The organism is Pseudomonas sp. AC239 (assembly GCF_979258545.1).
The window spans coordinates 4,765,599-4,783,807 of sequence record NZ_OZ409864.1; the positions used below are offsets into that span (position 1 = coordinate 4,765,599).

The 18,209-nt window shown below is 56.7% G+C and carries 14 protein-coding genes; 8 read left to right on the forward strand and 6 right to left on the reverse strand.

Annotated elements, in window-relative coordinates; translation table 11 throughout:
* Positions 1–55: 55 nt before the first annotated feature.
* The 3 genes from ACZ0AZ_RS21820 to ACZ0AZ_RS21830 form a co-directional block, all read right to left on the reverse strand.
* Positions 56–2,515 (reverse strand): fimbria/pilus outer membrane usher protein, encoded by a 2,460-nt coding sequence (locus tag ACZ0AZ_RS21820; RefSeq protein ID WP_463538800.1) that lies wholly within the window; start codon positions 2,513–2,515, stop codon positions 56–58.
* A 197-nt stretch (positions 2,516–2,712) separates the two neighbouring features.
* The gene (locus ACZ0AZ_RS21825) at positions 2,713–3,462 is read right to left on the reverse strand and encodes a fimbrial biogenesis chaperone (protein WP_463538801.1); all 750 of its coding nucleotides are present in this window, start codon (positions 3,460–3,462) and stop codon (positions 2,713–2,715) included.
* Between the two features lie 68 nt (positions 3,463–3,530).
* The gene (locus tag ACZ0AZ_RS21830) at positions 3,531–4,136 is read right to left on the reverse strand and encodes a fimbrial protein (RefSeq protein WP_463538117.1); all 606 of its coding nucleotides are present in this window, start codon (positions 4,134–4,136) and stop codon (positions 3,531–3,533) included.
* A gap of 326 nt (positions 4,137–4,462) precedes the next feature.
* Between ACZ0AZ_RS21830 and ACZ0AZ_RS21835 the strand changes: the two genes are divergently transcribed.
* The 6 genes from ACZ0AZ_RS21835 (at position 4,463) to ACZ0AZ_RS21860 (ending at position 13,164) form a co-directional block, all read left to right on the forward strand.
* Complete coding sequence (locus tag ACZ0AZ_RS21835; RefSeq protein WP_129998637.1) at positions 4,463–5,683, forward strand: EAL domain-containing response regulator; 1,221 nt, start codon at positions 4,463–4,465, stop codon at positions 5,681–5,683.
* Between the two features lie 174 nt (positions 5,684–5,857).
* Positions 5,858–6,565: a response regulator transcription factor gene (locus ACZ0AZ_RS21840; protein ID WP_110599491.1), complete on the forward strand. Its 708-nt coding sequence runs from the start codon at positions 5,858–5,860 to the stop codon at positions 6,563–6,565.
* 7 nt (positions 6,566–6,572) lie between these two features.
* On the forward strand, positions 6,573–10,205 hold the full coding sequence (locus ACZ0AZ_RS21845) for a transporter substrate-binding domain-containing protein (protein ID WP_463538118.1): 3,633 nt from the start codon (positions 6,573–6,575) through the stop codon (positions 10,203–10,205).
* A gap of 102 nt (positions 10,206–10,307) precedes the next feature.
* Entirely contained in the window at positions 10,308–10,685 is a 378-nt protein-coding gene (locus tag ACZ0AZ_RS21850) for a type 1 fimbrial protein (RefSeq protein ID WP_463538119.1), read from the forward strand.
* A 308-nt stretch (positions 10,686–10,993) separates the two neighbouring features.
* Positions 10,994–11,455: a hypothetical protein gene (locus tag ACZ0AZ_RS21855; protein ID WP_129998639.1), complete on the forward strand. Its 462-nt coding sequence runs from the start codon at positions 10,994–10,996 to the stop codon at positions 11,453–11,455.
* 80 nt (positions 11,456–11,535) lie between these two features.
* Complete coding sequence (locus tag ACZ0AZ_RS21860; protein ID WP_463570686.1) at positions 11,536–13,164, forward strand: methyl-accepting chemotaxis protein; 1,629 nt, start codon at positions 11,536–11,538, stop codon at positions 13,162–13,164.
* A gap of 38 nt (positions 13,165–13,202) precedes the next feature.
* On the opposite strand, the gene ACZ0AZ_RS21865 is transcribed toward ACZ0AZ_RS21860, so the two are convergent.
* Positions 13,203–13,787 carry a hypothetical protein gene (locus tag ACZ0AZ_RS21865; protein ID WP_463572241.1) on the reverse strand — a complete coding sequence of 195 codons (585 nt, stop codon included), beginning with the start codon at positions 13,785–13,787 and terminating at the stop codon, positions 13,203–13,205.
* Between the two features lie 306 nt (positions 13,788–14,093).
* On the opposite strand from ACZ0AZ_RS21865, the gene ACZ0AZ_RS21870 reads away from it, so the two are divergent.
* Entirely contained in the window at positions 14,094–15,050 is a 957-nt protein-coding gene (locus ACZ0AZ_RS21870) for a fimbrial protein (RefSeq protein ID WP_217878075.1), read from the forward strand.
* On the opposite strand, the gene ACZ0AZ_RS21875 is transcribed toward ACZ0AZ_RS21870, so the two are convergent.
* Both ACZ0AZ_RS21875 and ACZ0AZ_RS21880 read right to left on the reverse strand, forming a co-directional pair.
* Positions 15,045–15,404, reverse strand: a complete 360-nt coding sequence (locus ACZ0AZ_RS21875; protein WP_122507244.1) for a response regulator — start codon at positions 15,402–15,404, stop codon at positions 15,045–15,047. The genes ACZ0AZ_RS21870 and ACZ0AZ_RS21875 overlap by 6 nt on opposite strands.
* Before the next feature lie 23 nt (positions 15,405–15,427).
* Positions 15,428–16,867: an ATPase domain-containing protein gene (locus ACZ0AZ_RS21880; RefSeq protein ID WP_415764018.1), complete on the reverse strand. Its 1,440-nt coding sequence runs from the start codon at positions 16,865–16,867 to the stop codon at positions 15,428–15,430.
* A 309-nt stretch (positions 16,868–17,176) separates the two neighbouring features.
* Here ACZ0AZ_RS21880 and pstS point away from each other — a divergent pair, with 309 nt between their 5' ends.
* Positions 17,177–18,208 (forward strand): phosphate ABC transporter substrate-binding protein PstS, encoded by a 1,032-nt coding sequence (pstS, locus tag ACZ0AZ_RS21885; protein WP_051600442.1) that lies wholly within the window; start codon positions 17,177–17,179, stop codon positions 18,206–18,208.
* Position 18,209: the final 1 nt, after the last annotated feature.

Consider the following 18,209-nt stretch of genomic DNA (forward strand, 5'->3'; position numbering starts at 1 on the left):
TCAGGAAGTGATCCTTGCCTCAGCCAACCAGGCAGTCTTGAAGCCGGCTATGGAGTTACTTCCCGTTGGTAGAGCAAGCCAACCGGTATTGCTCGTAGTTCAAGCCTTCGACCTTTTCCGGCAGCTTGTACGGCACGGGGCAGCTTTTGCCCTGCCACTTGATGGTGATGACACCGTGATCTTCAGTCACCAGCGCCAGGGCTTTGCCCGTCGGGTCTGAGAGGGCCAGTTGTTTGCCTTCGCTATCGAGTAGTACTGCGCCGAATGGAATAGCCTGGCCGTTGGCATCGTACAACTCAAACTGGACGCGTCTGCCTTTGCTGCCTTCGAAGCGTGCGAGAACCACCGAACCGCGTCTTGGCACCAGTTGCTGAGTGGCGTTGTCCAGCTCGATCTCGCCGCCCAGGTTACGCGTGTCCAGCGTTACCCAGTTCACGCGGTACGGTTGCGCGTTAGGCAGCACCGCATAGCCGTTCAGGCCGGTTTTCACACCCGAATAGCTGCTGACTTCGACGCCCGACATGCCGGGGACTTCCACCAGGCCGAACGTTTCACCGACGGTCTGGCCCATATTGATGCCGCCGGCATGAGCCACGATCGATCCGGCCGCACTCAGGTTCTGCGATTCATAGCCGCTGCCTCGGTTGTAGCCAAAGCCCAGATCGCCCATCGACGTACGGGTACTCAGACTGAGCGAGCCAGAGCGCTCGCCCTGGACGCTGCGCCCGGTCTGCACGGAATAGTAGGTGTCGCTGTCCTCGGTCAGATAACCATTGATCCCGGCTTGCGTGCTGGTACCGGCGTTCTGATGGTTACTGGAAACGTAGGCACGCGGTGCGCGTGGTGTCGATCCGAGCGGGAACGATATTGAAACGCTTAGTTGCGTATCGTTGCTGGTGTCACCGCGTGCGCCGAATTCCTGGGTTTTGCTCAGGCTGATGTTGTAGTTCAGGTCGCGCCAATTGTTGTTGTAGCCGGCGGAAAAGCTGCGCGAGCCACCGCGATCCCAATAGCGCTGGTCACTGGCATTCAAATAAAGCGAGCCGAACTGGCGCGCTTCGCCAAGGGTCTGGTTGACCGTGAGGTCGGTACGGGTTTTGGCATTGCCCGCGCGCCGCGTAGCGCCGGCGCTGGTGTCCTGCACATGGTCGGTCAGCGTGCGGTAACCCTCGGTCGAATAACGATAGGCGGCGAGGGTGAAGCTGGTATCGGTACCGGTGAAGGTCTTTGCATAAAGCGCGCGAACACTGCTGCCCTGGGTGGTTTTGCCGAATGCCTTGCTGGACGATTGCGTAAGGTCCAGGGACATCGCGCCAATCGAGGTGTTCTTCGCCGCACCGATGGACAGCGCCTTGAAGCCGTTGCTCGCCTGAATGCCGGCAATGCCCGTCAGATTGCTGGTCAAGCCGTAGGCGAAAGTGCCCCCAAGGAAAGCCGGTTTGTCATAGCCCTCGCTGTTGTTGTTGAACTTGCCGCTCGACAGGCTGTACTTCAGTTGCCCCTCACGCACCATCGTCGGCAGGGCGGAGAACGCCTGCCGGGTTACCTTGCGCCGACCATCCGCTTCGACAATGGTGATCTCCAGGTCACCGTTGGAGCCCGATGGGTAGATATCACTGATCTCGAACGGACCCGGCGGTACATTGGTGGTGTAGAGAATGTAGTTGTCCTGGCGGACTTCGATCTTCGCATTGGTTTCCGCCACGCCACGAATGATCGGTGCATAACCGCGCTCACTGTCTGCACGCATGCCTTCATCAGAAGCGATCTTGACGCCTTGGTAGCGCACGCTGTCGAACAGATCCGAATCGGAAAAGATTTCACCCGCGCTCAGTTGCCCTTTGATCGCCGTGAGGTCGCGCTGGATGAACGTGCGGTTGCTGACAAAGCGATTGGGCCGGCCGGTGGAGCTGCTCAGGTTGGATTCGTTGCGCAGACGCCAGGCACCAAAGTTGATGCCGTTGCGCAGCCCCAGGTTATTGGAGATTTGCATGGCGTAATCGGTTTTGCTGCGGGTGCTGCTCAACTGGTAGTTGATGAAACCGGCGGCGACACCTTGGTCCCACAGCTCTGGATCTACATAGCCGCGCATGCCACGCGCCATGGCGACCTGCGGCACGCTGATGTTGAGGCGCAGGCGGTTGGCATCGAAACTGAGACTCGCTTGCTCGATCATCGCAGGCAGGTCGTAGTGATCGGCAGGGTGTTGCTCGTCAACCAGACCTTGCTCATGCAGTTTGCGCATGTCCACACCCAGCTGCTGCAACAGTTCCAGAGTGATGCGTGGCTCCACTTTGCCATTGACCGGGTTGGCCGAGAAATCGATGTCGCGACGACCGACCAGCGTGCCGTTGCTGAACACGTCGACGCGGTATTGGCCTGGCAATACGCTGTTGGCATTCAGCAAGGGTTGCAGATCGACCGCCGATGAGCCTTCAAGGAACAGCGTGTTGAAAGATTCACTCGCCACTGCGGCCGGGGCTTCGGCGCCCACGGCGAATCCACAAATGGCCATGTTGACGGCAAAGCACAATGGATGCAGGCAGCCCAACGCCGCTTTGTTTTTCTGACGCGCAACATGAGACTTAACACAACTTGGAGATGTGTGGTGTTGGGAGGAAAACATGCAATTTGCCTTATCAGTCCGTGTTGCTTCAACCGGAGTCCGGAACTTTTGAATAGCTTGTAAGTTGGCAGGGTGGGGTGGGGGATTTACTGGGCGGAGGCATCTTTCACGCGCTCGGCATGACTTTCGGTAGCGCTCAGTGGTGCATCAAATCGTTGTTGTGCGCCGTAATCGTTAATGGCTGAAAAACTCAAGCGCGAAGAACCAGCTGGCAGCTCTTTCAGATTGAACGAACGGACTTCGCCGGGAACGATCATTGTCGAATCAATTACCAGTTCCGCCTTTTTTCCGGCAGCGATTTTCAGATCGGCCAGCGATACGTGGTAATTGCTCTGGTTTTTTACTTGCAGCATCGACTTGCCAGCCTGTGTAACCAGCTGCCATGCAAGTTGCTCCGGCGCCTTTGCGGCTTCGCCGGTGAGTCCGTCCGGGCGGAAGAAGACCTTGATACGCTGACGTACCGCCAATTGCAGCGTGTTGACATCGGCAGCACTGGCCTGGGGGATTTCCTGCACGTTCAGCCATACCACCGACTCCTTGTCCGCAGGCATGCCGCGGCCTTCATAAAGAATCCTCAACAGTTGCTGTTGATTGGGCTCGAGTTTGGCCAGTGGTGGGGTTACCGCGAAAGGTGGCGCGCTGCCAGCCGTGTCGCCGGCATCCAGCCACGATTGCGCCAGAATGGTTTGTCCGCCGTTGCGCACGGTGACATTCGCCTCTTTGTGCGCGCCATCGAAGATAATCCGGGTGGAGCTCAAGGAGATGCTGGCGAATGCCGAGTGCGTCATCAACACCCCGGCAAGCCCCAGGCAAAGCGGAAAGTAGCGACTTAACATAGATTTCACCGATTAATCTGTTCGGGAAGGACGAGGCACAGCGGCCCCGTCCAAGTATTGCGCGCTGCTTATTCGTATTCGAGAACGAACGGCAGAGTGGCGTTACCAGTACCTGCAGTAGCGGTGGTCTTGTCGCCGGTGGTGACGTAAGCGGCTGCGAACGACAGGGTGCCGTCGCCGCCAGTGGTTGCGTCGCCAGTCAGGTTGGTCTGCACTTTGGCAGTGGCTTCGGAGCTCAGGTCGATCAACTGGCCATTGCTGTCCAGCAGGGCGATACCAACGCCTTTGGCCGCGTCTGCACCCTGCAGCTTGAGAACTTTCTTGCCATCAACCAGGCCCGAACCGCCATTGACGGTTGGTTTGAACAGCATCGAAACCTTGGTGCCGGCGTTGCAGTTCACTTTCAGGTTGAAATCGTTGGCAGCCACACGACCGGCGCCCGGGGCAGAGTCGGTGCCCATGTCCTTGATCGAAACGCTGCCCATGTCCACGGCAATCATCTTGTCGCTGCCCGAAGCGCCATCTACCGAGCAAGCGTCGTTATTGATAACGCCGGTGAAGCTGATTTGGCCGCTGCCGCCCTTTACAGCTTTGGCGGCTTCATCCGCAGCGTGTGCGCCGGTAGAGGCAGCCAGTACGGAAAGAGTGAGTAGTGCGAAAGCGAACTTTTTCATGTTTATATCCGAAGTTATTGTGAAAGTGCTGCATTGAAATGCCAGGCCATGTTAGGTCGATGCCCGTTGCAGGTCTTTGAGATTTGTCTTAAAGCGACGCAAGTTCGATCACGACAGCAATATCGCTAAACGCGTAACTCTATTTTCTTGTTAATTATTGTGGAGAACCAATTGAGACAATTCTCAAGGTTGCGCAGCCGCGCGCTGGTTACTATTCGCTGATGCAGAAATTCTCAGTCAATGCAAAGTTTGTGAGCGAGCGTCCTGCTTGATAGTTGATCCAGACTTTCCACTATTAATGGCTGATAGAAAGAGGTTCTCGGTTAGTGAACACGCTTCGTATATTGGTATTGGAAGATCACGCCTTCCAGCGCACGGCAGCGGTCAGTGCGCTTAATAGTCTGGGGTACAAAAATATCTTTCAGGCGGCTGACGGCAAGGATGCGCTGGCTGTGATCTCCCAGGCAGGGGGCGTGGACGTTGCGTTGTGTGATTTGAGCATGGCCGGGATGGATGGTTTGACGTTCTTGCGCCTGGCGAGAGAGGCCGGTTTGATTCGTGCAGTGATCATCTGCAGTTCACTGCCTGAAGACTTGTTGCGCACGGTTGACCGGATTGTCACGTTGCAGGGGCTGGAATTGCTTGGCAGTGTCGGCAAGCCGCTGATGGTCGATGTGCTGGGGCCATTGTTGGCTCGTTATCGGCCGCACACTCCCGGCGATGCCAAAGTGGTGGAAAGTCATCTCGATCAGCCTTCGGAGAACGAAGTGCTCGAAGCTATACGTCGTCAGGAATTTCGCGCCTACTTCCAGCCCAAGTTTCATCTGCGCAGTGGTGAGGTGGATGGCGCCGAGGTGCTGGTGCGATGGCAGAGCCCCAGTCGCGGCTTGCTTTCGCCTGGCATGTTCTTGCCGACGATCGAGCGTTGCGGTCTGCTCGATGAAATGTTTTTCAGCCTGCTCACGCAAGGCTTGAGTCTGCAGCGCTTCGTCCAGTCTCACGGCAAGCCATTCAAGCTGGCGTTCAATCTCGACGTGACGCAGATGGCCAACCCGAATCTTGTCGACCGGATCAAGGCGCTGTTGCGCATCCACGGCGCCTCGCCAGCCGGGCTCATTTTCGAGCTCACGGAAACCGGCCTGCTGCAGATGCCCGAGATCAGCATGGAAAACATGGTGCGTCTGCGCATGCTCGGCTTCAGTCTGGCGATCGATGATTTCGGTGTCGGCTATTCTTCACTTGAGCGGCTGTGCCAGATGCCGTTCAACGAAATCAAACTTGACGCCGGCTTCGTGCAGAATTTCCATCAGGCTCGGTACAGCGCGGTAATCCACGGGGCCTTGGCTCTGGCACGCGAGCTGGACATGCGCGTGGTCGCAGAAGGCATTGAAACCGCCGACCAGGTTCATCATCTGGCGCGGCTTGGTTGTCAGTGGGGGCAGGGCTTCTTCTATGCTCGCCCGATGAATTGGGCGCATTTGGTCGACTGGCGTTTCGAGGGTCAGAAGTCATCCTGGCGCCGCGCAATAGGCACATCCGACCGCTGATGTGAGCGGGCATTCTGACTTTTGGGACAAAGCCCTATTTCGTCACGCCTTTAAAACACTCATCATGTGCCGAGAAATCAATCAGATGCACCTGAATGCTTCGGTGATGCCCGGGATTTGCTGCGGTTGCCAAGTGCTGATGGTCCTCCAACCCTCCTCATCATGGAGCTGTTCATGCATTGGTCAGTCGTGAATCCGTTACGCGTTGCCATCCTTGATGATCATTCGCTCATACGTCTGGCGATGAAATCACGGCTGACGCGTGAAGCCGAGTTCAGTGTGGTGGGCGTGTACGGCAGCAGTGCGCAGTTGCTCGCCGGGTTGCGCGAGGTCGACATCGACCTGCTGATCCTCGACTACAAGCTGCACGATGGAGAGCTGGACGGGCTCAATCTGATCCGCCTGCTGCGCAAGCAATATCCGGACATGCGCATTCTCGTTTCGTCCTCTGAAGAGCGCCCGGCAGTGGTGAACATGGCGATCGGGGCGGGCGTCAGCGGATTCTTTGGCAAATCCCAGTCGGTCGATGACCTGATCACTGCCATCCGCAGTGCCGCGTCCGGGCAGTTGTACCTGTCGCCGGCAATGGCCTTCGAGCTTGACGTGCTGCCTGCGTCGGTCGAAGAACCGTCGGGCGTCAGTGATGACGGCGCGGCGCACAGCGACGATTTCCTCAGTAATCCTTTGCTCTCACCGAAAGAAAAAGAAGTCTTGCGCTGCTGTCTCGAGGGTATGGGCGTGACTCAGATCGCCTTGAAGTTCTCGCGCAGTCGCAAAACCATCAGTGGGCAAAAACAGGCCGCTTTCAAAAAGCTTGGCATTCGTGGTGACGCAGAGCTGTTCAAGTTGCAGCACAGCCTGACAGCCGACAACCAGGGATAACTCGCTTATGTTTCATCTGTTGCGCGGTGTTTTGCTAGTCAATGTGCTTTTCGTGTTCGGTAGCGGGTCGTTGTGGGCAGCAGAGCCGCGCACTCTGCAGGTGTTCGGTCGATCGGACTGCAAGGAGCTGCAAGTCGATCTCGCCAATGAAGACTGGAGTTGGTTGCGGCAGAAGCGCAGCCTGGTATTGGGCTCGGCGCTCCCGGATTTCCCGCCTTATGTCATGACCGCCAGCGGTATGCGCTATGAGGGAATTGCCGCCGATATCGCCTGCATCATCGGTCAGGCCCTGCACGTTGAAATTACCGTCAAGGCCTACCCCGACAGGCGTGACGCAATGGCCGCACTCGAACGCGGTGACATTGACTTGTTGGGCAGCTCCAACAGTTTCGAATTGATCGATGGCCTCGTCACGCTGAGCAAACCTTATGTCGACGACGTGCCGGCGATGTTCATGCGCGGCGATGATCGGCGACCGATGCCGGCCAATCTGGCCGGTTTGCGTATTGCGGTTGCCGACGATTACCTGCCTTCCAGTCAATTACACGCGTTATACCCCAACGCCGAATTCGTGCTTTTTCCATCCAACGAGTTGGCACTGGCTGCGCTGGCTTTTGGCAAGGTCGACCTGTTTCTCGGCGATACGGTGTCGAGCAATTACCTGATCAACCTCAACTACTTCAACTATGTGCGCTTGCACTCTTTCGTCAAAACCCAAACCAGCGGTTTCAGCTTTGCCTTGCGCCGGGGCAACGACCAATTGCTGCGTCTGATCGACTCGACCCTCGAGTCGCTGGGTGATGCGAAGATTGCGGAGATCACCAAGCGCTGGTCCGGCGGCGGCGGGGCGCTGACGCCCAAACGCATTGACCTGACACCCGGCGAAGCCCGCTGGCTTGAGCTGCATCCGGTCGCGCGCTTCGTCATCAATGACGATCAGGCGCCGTTTGCGTTCTTTGATGGCGATGGCAATTTTGGCGGGATCGGTGCTGATCTGCTGGAGCTGATTCAACGGCGTACCGGTTTGCAGATCAACGTAGAACGCACTGACAGTTTTTCCAGCCTGAGTACGCGTCTGCTGGATGGCAGTGCCGATATCTCGCTGCTGACGCCAACCGTCTCGCGGGAAGTCGGCATGCGTTTCACTCATCCGTTCCTCGCCAGCCCATTTGTGATCGTCACCGCCAAGGACCCGGGCGCGCCTTCAAGCCTGCAGGAATTGCGCGGCAAGCGAGTCGCGGTTCCCGAAAGCTCGGCGGAGCGTGAGCTGCTCAAGGACTATCCCGACATCGAGATCGTCGACAACGAAACAGTCCTGGGTGCGCTGGCCGACGTGAAGAATGGACGTGCGGACGCGATGATTACCACGCTGCACAGTGCGCGTTACTACATCGCGCACATCTACAGCGACAGCTTGCGCATCTCCAACATCGTCGGCATGAACAAAGGCTTCCTCGCCTTCGCCGCGCGGCGTGCCGATACCGAACTGGTCAGCATTCTGAACAAGGCACTGCTGAGCATTCCGCCGGATGAGCTGGACGTGATCCTCAATCGGTGGCGTCCCATTGCAGCATTTTCCGGATTGTCGTGGCGCGATTACAAGGCGCTGATCTACCAGATCAGCGCTGCCGCGTTCCTGATCATCCTCGGGTCGGTCGCATGGAATTTCTACATCCGCCGGCAGATCCGTGAACGCAGTCGGGCAGAGCGCTTGCTCGGCGATCAGTTGAAGTTCATGGGCGCGTTGATCAACGGCACGCCGCACCCCATTTACGTTCGTGATCGGGAAGGTCGACTCGTCACCTGCAATAACAACTATCTGCAGACATTTGGCCTGATAGAAAAGGATGTGATCGGCAAGACCGTGCTCGAAAGCGGCAAGCGCAATCGCCAGGAGGCGTTGCAATTTCACGACGACTACCTGCGCGTCATCGAGCAGGACGAACCTTACGAGGTGGATCGCACGCTGCATGTCGGTGATACGCGGCTGATCATTTACCACTGGATCCAGCCTTATCACGACACCGCCGGTGAAGTCAGAGGCGTGATCTGCGGCTGGATCGATATCAGCGAACGCCGTGAACTGATCGAGGAGTTGCGTGCGGCGAAAGAGCTCGCTGACGAGTCGAGCCGCGCCAAAACCACGTTCCTGGCGACCATGAGCCACGAGATCCGTACGCCGATGAGTGCCGTGATCGGCATGCTCGAACTTACCCTCAAGCGTGCCGAGCAGGGACACTTCGATCGGCCGGCGATTGAGGTGGCGTATGACTCGGCAAAAGGCCTGCTGGAACTGATCGGCGATATTCTCGATGTGGTTCGCATCGAGTCCGGCCATGTCAGCCTTTCGCCCAAGCGTGCCAACCTGCGCGAACTGGTCGAATCGGTAGCGCGGGTGTTCGACGGCTTGGCCAGGCAGAAGAGTCTGGTGTTGAAGCTCGACATCGACGCCAATGTCGGCTGTGACGTGTTGGTTGATCCGATGCGCTTCCAGCAGGTGCTCTCGAACCTGGTGGGTAACGCGATCAAGTTTACCGACACCGGTCATGTCAGCGTCTCGATTCGTGGTCAACGCCTCGCTGACGAACGCCTGCAGGTCGACCTCAAGGTCGAGGACACCGGCATCGGCATTTCCAGCGCGGATCTGCAGAACCTGTTTCAGCCGTTCTCCCAAGCCAACCATGGTCCGTCCAACAGGGGCGGCACCGGTCTGGGGCTGGCCATCTCACGTTCGTTGTGCGAGTTGATGGGCGGGCGGCTGAACATCACCAGTACGCTGGGCAAAGGCACCTGCCTGGAAGTGTCGCTGTTCTTCAATATCCTCAGCCCGCTCGGCGGCAAGGTGCTGCCTGTTTCGGTTATTCAGGACAAGCCGGTGCCGACACTCAGGATTCTCGTGGTCGATGACCAGAGCGCCAACCGCCTGCTGCTCACGCAGCAGCTGAGTTTCCTTGGCCAAGCGGTGCGTGATGCCGCTGATGGCGCCCAGGCATTGGCATTGTGGCGGTCGGAGCCGTTCGACATTGTCATCACGGACTGCAACATGCCGGTGATGAACGGCTATGAACTGGCCCGCACCATTCGCCACGACGAACGCGAAAGCGGTGCGACGCCATGTGTCCTGCTGGGCTTTACCGCCAACGCGCAGCCGGAAGAAAAAGTGAAGTGCCGAGAGGCTGGCATGGATGATTGTCTGTTCAAGCCGATCAGCCTCAGCACGTTGTCGACCCTGCTTGCAGGCTGGGAAAAGAACCTCGAAACCGAGCCGGTCGAAAGCCTGCCTGCGGCGAGTAGCAAGGAGCTGGGATCGATTCGTGAGCGCCTGAACGAACTCACCGGCGGCGACCTCGATATGATGAAAGAACTCCTGCGTGAGGCGCTGTCGAGTTGCGAAAAGGATCTGGAGGAGTTGCATTCGCTGATACCCGAAAGCGATCCCGGGCTGTTGGCTGATCTGGCACACCGGATCAAGGGGGCGGCGCGCATTGTTGCCGAACATCAGGTCATCGAGGCGTGTAACGAGCTTGAGGCCGAATGCGAAGCGCCGGTCATCGATGCTCTGGATCTCAATCGCAGCGCAGCGAAGCTGGAACATGCACAGGCTGATCTGATCAAGAAAATCAAAAGGGTCGAGCTGTAAGCGGCTCGGCTCATGACCCTGAAACTGGCCGCGCATTGAAGGGGGCGTTAAAGATCATTTCGCCACGGGCGATACCTTGGTTAATAACCATGGAGTTTCGCGATGATCATTCGACGTCCTTTATTGATTGCCTGCCTTTGCCTGCTCGGTGTCGACACCGTCAGCGCAGCCCAGTCTGCGCCGGTCAGCGGAGTGATTCGCTTCAGCGGACAGATTGTCGAGACGAGTTGCATAGCAAGTGGCAGCAGCCATTTTTCTGTCGATCTGCTTGACTGCCCGCAGGCAAGCACCGGGCAGATTTTCACGGTAAAAAACGTCAGTGCGGCAGGGCGTGGTCAGCCGCGCCAGCAAGTGTTCGTGAAAATGATTGCCGATACCCATGAACAGCAAAAATACTACGACCAGCGTCTGCTGCTGACGGACAACAAGGGCCACCAGATAACGACCGGTAACTACGTCGTGACGATGACGCTGCCTTGATGGCTTGGAAAGAATGAATCTGCGCCCCTTGTTTCAAGGTTACTGACAAAAAGGGGCGTCACTAATGAGAATTGTCTGGTTCGTGCAGAACCGTCCCGCGCTTCAGGCTTGCCGCCACTCCCCTGCGTTGCAAAATCCCCCCTTCAACACTCTCTGAACCAGACCATGCGTCGCTGCCATGGACTGTCGTCCAGGTGTGGCTTTTCGTTCGGCGATCCTTGCCGTCATTTTGAGACAAGTCTCATTTCAGCCAGACGCGCCCTTGGCTATTTTCTTGAAAGGAAGAATGGAGCTGCCAAAGGTGTCCGATGTTTCTTGAAAATAACCGCAGTCGATCCTTGCGGATCCTGATCGCTGACAGCGATGTGCGCAGAGGCCAGTCGATCGAACAGCAGTTCAACAAGCTGGGCTGTCTCTGCGTATTGAACGTGTGTACCTATCGTGACCTGAGAGTCCTGACGTATTACTGCCCTCAACGGTTGAGCCTGGTCGTCGTCAATGCTCAGTTGCTCAGCGAAATGGCGATGGATCCGCTCGACTTTTTCGGGGAAAACCCGCTGATTCGTCATTTGCTGATCTTCAATCCCGACGATGATCACCAGTGGTCGAAGACCTTCTTCAACCCGCATCCGCAGCGCTGGATGCGCCTGGTGTCGAAAATCGATCTGCCGCGACTGGCAGATTTTCTGATGCTGGCCGACCCGGCGCTCAAGGAAATTGCGGAGCCGGCCTCAACCGACCCATCGCTTTCCTCGTGTGCCAACCGCTAGCTGCGGCATCTTCCCGCGCGCCTGCTTTGCTGCCCACTCGTTTGCCCCATTGTCTTGAATACACTCTAAGGTAAGGCATCATGCTGCTTCGTAAACTCAATCTCGCGCCGCGTTCGGCGCTGTGTTTTGGCTTGTTCTGTCTCATGATTATCGCGATCGGATTGATCGCCCTGCAGCAAGTCGACTTGCTCAACAAGGCAGAAACGTACGTCGAGACGACGATCGTGCCGAGTATCAAACTGCTCGGCCAACTGGATCGTGAATTCGTCGAGATCAAGGGCAACAACGCCCGCTTGCGCAATCCCATCGAAACGCCCGAGCGCAAGGCGCAGGCCCTGATGGATATTCAGCAGTCCCGTCAGCTCATCAAGAAACATCAGACAGCGCTCATTGAGCTGCTGGCCACTGACGCTAGACGCGAGGCGTTCGAGGAGTTTGCCAAAGCGCAAAAGGTCAACGATCTGGCGCAGGACCAGTACCTTGAAACAGTGGCGAGCGGGCAGCTCGAGGCGGCCATCGCGCTGTCCAAGAATCAGATGCGTGTTGCCTCGGATGGCGTACAAGTCGCGCTCAAGAAGCTGATTGCACTCAACGAGATCGAAGCTTACGAAGCCGGCAAGCAGGCCGACAATGTCTACGAACACACGCTGTTGATTGTCAGTGTGTTCATTATCATTGCCATCGGTGCTTCGTTGGCTCTGGCCGTGTTGTATACCCGCAGCCTGACGGTACCCATTGCAGGCTCGCTAAGGGTGGCCGAATGCATCGCCGCCAATGATCTGAGCGAAACCATTGCGCTGGATGGCTCCGATGAGGCGGCGCAAATGCTGTCGTCATTGGCGGCGATGCAAACCAGTCTGCGAGATGCCTTGATCATGATCCGTGATTCGTCCACGCAGTTGGCCGAGACCTCGGAGGTCATGCACGGCGTCACTGAAGATATCTCGCGTATCACTCAGCGTCAGAGCCATGAAATCGAAATGGCCGCCACCGCCGTCACTGAAATGAGTGCAGCGGTGGAGCAGGTTGCAGACAACGCCGCATCGACCTCGCAGCTGACGTCGGAATCAAGTGCGGCAGCCATTGCCGGTCGAAGTCAGGTCAGCGACACGGTCGCCGCAATCAACCTGATGGTGTCCAGCGTGCACAGCACCTCGGCTGAGGTGCAGGCGCTATCGACCATGGCGAGCGATATCAGCAGCGTGCTGGACGTTATCCGAGAGGTTGCCGAACAAACCAATCTGCTTGCCTTGAACGCGGCGATCGAAGCGGCGCGGGCGGGGGAGGCGGGCAGAGGCTTTGCGGTGGTTGCGGACGAAGTCAGAGGGCTGGCCCAGCGTACGCAGAAATCGACCGAGGACATTGAATCGATGGTCAGCTCCATTCAGTCGGGCACCAGCCGGGCGGTGTCTTCAATGAGCCACACGCGGTCGCAGGCTGAAAGAACGCTGGAAATGGCCAATATTGCCGGCGAAGTGCTGACCGACATTACTGGCTCACTGAATCTCATCAACGAGCGAAACCTGCTGATGGCAACCGCTGCAGAAGAGCAGGCTCAGGTTGCGCGTGAAGTGGATCGCAGCCTGATCAGCATTCGCGACCTTTCGTGTGAAACCGCAGAGGGATCGAAACAGACCGCAGTCGCATCGGCGGAGCTGTCGCAATTGGCGGCGTCGCTGAACAAATTGACCAAGGAATTCAAACTTTAATCAGTAAACGTAAAGCCCTGGCTACCAGGGCTTTTTGATCAGCGCTCGATCGGCGCAGCAAAGTCCTGCGCATGGGGTGCAGAGTCAGTTTGTGCTGGCGATGCGGTTTGTGCTGTCAACTGCTCAATGCAGCTGGCGAGTTGTTTTTCATAGCTTTCAAGTACCGCTTCGGCTTCAGCTTCGCGCTCATCACGCAGGCGGAAGAAATCGTCGCGATTGAGTTGGTCCGCGACAAGTCGGATGTTTTGCTCGATGATCGCGCACAGTGAATCTTCATCCTCTAACACCGCGCTGGTCAGGGCTGCCTGTCGATTGTTTTCGAGTTCGGTTTTTGCGTGCTCAGCGGCCTTCGCCTGTTCCTTTGCGCTAAGCAGGTCGGTTTCCAAAACCTGTTTCTGTTCCGCCAGGCGCTTCAGTTCTGCGCTCATCGACTGGATTGCATCGGCGCGTTGGGTGAGTTGGACCTCCTGTTGTTGCACCACAGCCTTCAGTGGAAACAGTTCATTGAGTTGGTAGCCGGCGACCACAGTCATGGCGATCAGTGCCAGCGCAAGAATGGTCAGGCAGTAGATGGCGGCGTTGCTCTGGGGGGGCGGGCTGTTGAGGGTATCGAGTGCTCTCACGGAATCGGTTCTCCTATCAAGAGCAGTCAGTGTAATGATCTGAGTCCGCTGGGCCTTTAAGACGAGTCTTAAATTCGATATGCCTCACGGCGCGCGATGCTGAAGCGTGTAAGTTAAGTTTGTTATTTAATTGCTCATATAAAGCCATGAGAATTGTCTTGTTGTTGAATAATTAAAAGTTTTGCGCAAGCGTGTATTTTTCATTATCGTCCTGTCCCGTTCGCGGTAGTTCTCCTGTCGAAGATATTCGCGCAGACGCCCCATCATTCAGTTGTTTGCTAACAAGGCAGCTACAGAGAGAGTGTTATGAAGTTTCTCCATATTTTAATTGTCGGGCTCTTGTATTCGCTATCGTTAAACGCAACGGCGGCGGTTTGCGAGTTTTATCCCAACCATTCCATGGGCAACCTCTATATAACCCTTCCGGCCACGATCTCGGTGCCGCAGGATACACCCATCGGCTCGGTTATCTATGAAAGCCCGATCGTGACCCTGGGTACTATCCCCAGTTCGTTCAAGTGCTCTGCGGTGCACAATGAAGGTGTGCGCAATTCCAGGGGTGTCACCCAAGCAGGCGCGCAAACTTTGCCTCTTGGAAATACCGGGATCGGCTGGCAATGGGTTCGACCGCCATCGGGAAAAATATGGAAAGGCTTCCCTGGGGATAGTGACGTTGCTGGCAATTGGGGATGGAACAGCAGCCAGCACATGTTGCGCCTGATTAAGACGGGTAATCTAACCGGTGGTACGACGATAAACTCAGGCCAACTGGGCAAATTTGTGGCTGCTGAGATCGAGCCTTTGGCACTTAATGTAACCGGCACGCGGGTCGTCTCACGGTCTTGCGAAACCCCCGATGTAAAAGTGGATATGGGTAGCTATACCCTGAGCGATTTTTTCCAGAACGGTGCCTATGGCAAGGATCATCTCTTCTACCTTGGTTTGAAAAACTGTCCTCCTGGAATCAATAACTTCAGGTTCTCCTTTTCGCCCACTGCGGGCAGCCCTGTGTGGGACGCCAATACGGGCGTGGTAAACCTGAACAGTAATTCCACTGCAAAAGGGTTGGCATTGCAGATGCGCTTCGGTGACAGAACGCAGCTCAAGCTGAATCAGAAGTACATAAGGAAAGCGCCCACAGAGCAAGGCGGGAATGAATCTATAACCTTACAAGCACGCTTCGTGCGCATTGAACCTTCCAACGCGCAAATGAAGCCGGGCGATGCAAATGCCGACATTGCCTTCGTTGTTGAGTATCTATGAGCCCAACAGCCTCTTTACCTCAGCCACAATCACCGCAATATCAAACGGCTTGGGCACCACCACATCAAACAGATCCGAGCGCTGCATGCCGATGTGCGCTTGCGCGCCACTCATGAGGATGATTGGCAAGTGTTTGACGGACGGCTGGGCACGCACGGCTTCGGCGAATTCGAGGCCGTCCATGATCGGCATCATGAAGTCGGTGATGACCAGCGCCGGACGTTCTCTTTCCAGCACCTCGAGCGCTTTCTTGCCGTTGCTGGCGGTCACTGTCATGAAGCCCTCATCCTCAAGCGCAAAGCCAAGAATGTCAGCAATCAGATACTCGTCGTCGACTACCAGGATGGTGGTCATGTTATTTCAACCCGCTTGAAGACTTACGAAATTGAACCAGGCAATGACTCAGCTGCGACTGAAGGTTCATTTTTCAAAGCCTTTTCCAGGAACACATCTTGATCACGGACAACCACCTCGAACCGCGACGGGTTGTAGGAGCTATCACGTACCTTAAGAATGGAAAGCGTCCTGCGAAGTTCAGCGTGATTCTCAAAGAAACGCATGAGTATCAGGTTGTCGACAATACTGGACAGGTCAGAGTTCGGTGCGCTGACCTCGGAGCCGAACAAATCGCGCATTTCCCAGGAGGCGAACACCGTCACGCCTCTGGAACGCAGTTCGTTCATCAATGCACTGAAAAAGTCGGTGATGCGTTCCGGGGTGGTTGACACCCGTGTCATGCCGCTCAGGCTATCGATGAACAGGCGCTTGATGCCTTTCTCATCGACCAGGCTCAGCAGGCGTGCGCCGAGGCCGTCGAGCAAACCCTCGGTGGTGGGCTGCCAGGCAATGCTCAATGCGCCGCTGTGTTCCATGTGTTCAATATCGATGCCCAGCGAACGGCCTTTCAGGCGCAGGCGCTGCGGGCTTTCATAGAAACCGAAATGCAGGCCAGGCGCTTCGGCCGTAGATTGCGCCAGAAACTTCAGGCCCAGCGTGGTTTTGCCGATGCCGGAAGGCCCCATGACCAGCGTGACGCTGGAGCTGTGCAAGCCGCCACCGAAGATCTCGTCGAGCGACGCAATGCCGCTTGGAATGCGCGTCATGTCCGCGCTGTCAGGGGCGGAAGGGCGCTTGTAGAGACTTTCGAGGCGCGGGTAGACGACCAGGCCGTTATCGGTGATTTCGCATTCGTGAAGACCGGTCAACGCGCCGCTGCCGCGAGTCTTGCGCAAATGAATGCGGCGTACCGAACGGGTACCGAAAAGCTCTTCGCCCATTTCGATGACGCCGTCGACCATCGTGTGTTCCGGGCTGCCGTCATCCAGGCGTGAGCTGGTGAGAAACAGCACGGTGCAACCGGCGAAGGCTGCGTGGCCTTGCAGCTCGGAGATGAATTTTTTCGTGTCGATCGGCGAGTCGGCTTTGGAGCGTGCATTGAGCAGGCCGTCGACGACCATGACGGTCGCCTTCTGCCGAGTGATTTCGCGTCGCAGCAGCTTCACGACTTCATCGAGGCCTTCGTTTTCCAGCGTATCGAATGCGCTGACAAATTGAATTTCGGCTCCCACTCGCGATGAATCAAAAAAACTCATCGTCGACAGGAACTGGAACAGCCGGTCGTGCGACTCGGCCAGCAACGTGGCGACCAGTACACGACCGCCGTTACGGGCATGGTGAAAACCGAGCTGGTTGGCAAGGATGGTTTTGCCGGAACCCGGGCGGCCTTGAATGATGTACGAAGCGCCGGCGACAAAGCCCCCCTGAAGCAGCGCGTCGAGCCCTTCGATCCCGCTTTGAAGGCGTTTTAGCTTTTCCACAATGCGACCCTGATCTGAAAAACAGGCTTGTTCAGCCCAATGGGTGAAATGCTAACGCCATTTCCGGTTAAGGGCCATAAAGGCTGGGGAAAAGTAGCGTTTTTGCAATGTGAACCTGGCACGTGACTGCTCGGGATCAGGGAGTAGGGACAAGCGCCGCACAGGAAGATTCGATTTTTCGAAACCCGGAAGCCGACATACATATGCGCTGCTGCGGACCATGAGGGTAACGCTTGCCACTTTGCTTTCATGAAATCGTCACAAAACTGCTGCAGAGTTCGGGAGCCCGTAATCACTAGGTGTCATTTAATGAAAAGTTTGATGAAGTCTGCTGCGCTCGCCATTGCGGTATCTCTTTGTGCCACCTCGGCCTCCTTTGCAGCAGAAAATGTTCGCCTGACGGGGTCCGGAGCAAGTTTCCCGGCGCCGATCTACCTGACCTGGTTCAAGGATTTCAGCAAGAAATCCGATGGCGTCACTGTCGATTACCAATCCAAGGGCAGTGGCGCGGGCGTACAGGACTTCTTGAACAAAACCGTAGATTTCGCTGCCAGTGACTCGGCAATGAAAGACGAAGATATCGCCAAGGTCGCCGAAGGCGTGCAGTTGCTGCCAATGACCGCCGGGGAAATCGTGCTGGCCTATAACCTGCCGGGCAATCCCAAGGGTCTGAAGCTGCCACGCGACGTCTACTCCAACATTTTCCTGGGCAAGATCACGCGCTGGAACGATCCGCAGATCGTCGCAGCCAACCCGGACCTGAAACTCTCCGATACGCCAATCACCGTTGTCGTGCGTGCAGATTCCAGCGGTACGACTGCGGTATTCACCAAGCACCTGGCAACCGTCAACGCCGAGTTCAAGCAGGCGTTGGGTGAGGGCAACACCGTCAACTGGCCGGCCAGTGACAAGTTCATCAAATCGCCGAAAAACGATGGCGTAACGGCGACCGTGCGCCAGACCCCTGGAGCGATTGGTTACATCGAATATGGCTTCGCCAAGCTGGCCAAGGTCGACTTTGCCCAATTGCAGAACAAGGCAGGCAATTACGTCGTGCCAAACGCCGAAAGCGGTGCCGAGGCCCTGGCGGCGGTGAAGATGCCGGAAAACCTGGTGGCCTGGCTGCCTGATCCGGACGGTGCCAAGTCCTACCCGATCACCTCTTATACCTGGATGATTTTCCGCAAGGACAATGGCAACCCGGCCAAGGCCAAAGCCATGCGTGAAATGGTCGAATACAGCCTGACCGAGGGGCAGAAGATTGCCGATTCGATGGGTTACATCCCGTTGCCGCAATCGGTCGTCGAACAGGTTCGCAAAGCGTCCGCCAACATTCAGTAAC

Coding starts and splice junctions, on each gene's coding strand:
- ACZ0AZ_RS21820 (WP_463538800.1), bottom strand. CDS start 2,515: ATGGCCATTTGTGGATTCGCCGTGGGCGCCGAAGCCCCGGCCGCAGTG.
- ACZ0AZ_RS21825 (WP_463538801.1), bottom strand. CDS start 3,462: ATGTTAAGTCGCTACTTTCCGCTTTGCCTGGGGCTTGCCGGGGTGTTG.
- ACZ0AZ_RS21830 (WP_463538117.1), bottom strand. CDS start 4,136: ATGAAAAAGTTCGCTTTCGCACTACTCACTCTTTCCGTACTGGCTGCC.
- ACZ0AZ_RS21840 (WP_110599491.1), top strand. CDS start 5,858: ATGCATTGGTCAGTCGTGAATCCGTTACGCGTTGCCATCCTTGATGAT.
- ACZ0AZ_RS21845 (WP_463538118.1), top strand. CDS start 6,573: ATGTTTCATCTGTTGCGCGGTGTTTTGCTAGTCAATGTGCTTTTCGTG.
- ACZ0AZ_RS21850 (WP_463538119.1), top strand. CDS start 10,308: ATGATCATTCGACGTCCTTTATTGATTGCCTGCCTTTGCCTGCTCGGT.
- ACZ0AZ_RS21855 (WP_129998639.1), top strand. CDS start 10,994: ATGTTTCTTGAAAATAACCGCAGTCGATCCTTGCGGATCCTGATCGCT.
- ACZ0AZ_RS21860 (WP_463570686.1), top strand. CDS start 11,536: ATGCTGCTTCGTAAACTCAATCTCGCGCCGCGTTCGGCGCTGTGTTTT.
- ACZ0AZ_RS21870 (WP_217878075.1), top strand. CDS start 14,094: ATGAAGTTTCTCCATATTTTAATTGTCGGGCTCTTGTATTCGCTATCG.
- ACZ0AZ_RS21875 (WP_122507244.1), bottom strand. CDS start 15,404: ATGACCACCATCCTGGTAGTCGACGACGAGTATCTGATTGCTGACATT.
- pstS (WP_051600442.1), top strand. CDS start 17,177: ATGAAAAGTTTGATGAAGTCTGCTGCGCTCGCCATTGCGGTATCTCTT.